Below are 288 nucleotides of genomic sequence, written 5' to 3' on the forward strand. Positions count from 1 at the left end.
CATGGACTGGTACCAGTCGTTCCAGTAGGCAAAGCACAGAAACAGTCCATGCTGTATATCGACAACCAGCGTCTCTATTCCCTGCAGGCGCTTTTGAATGCCATTATGACCAACATCAACATGCTGGCGCAGAATGCCGCCACCATGGGAGCAAGTATGGCGGATATGGTGGCAAATATGCCGAAGGAAGTTTTTATTTGACGAGGAGGAGTATGTACCTTCGAAGCAGGTGGACGAAATCAGCCGGCAGATTGAGCTTCGTACTGCAAAAAGCAAAAAAAAGTAAAA

At 47.6% G+C, this 288-nt stretch carries 1 pseudogene; it reads left to right on the forward strand.

From position 1 onward, the window contains the following. Window positions 1–201: pseudogene (locus NE473_RS32160) on the forward strand (hypothetical protein); the annotation flags it as partial. Window positions 202–288 lie beyond the last annotated feature (87 nt).

This window comes from Hungatella sp. SL.1.14 (assembly GCF_024460495.1).
Lineage (GTDB): Bacteria > Bacillota > Clostridia > Lachnospirales > Lachnospiraceae > Hungatella > Hungatella hathewayi.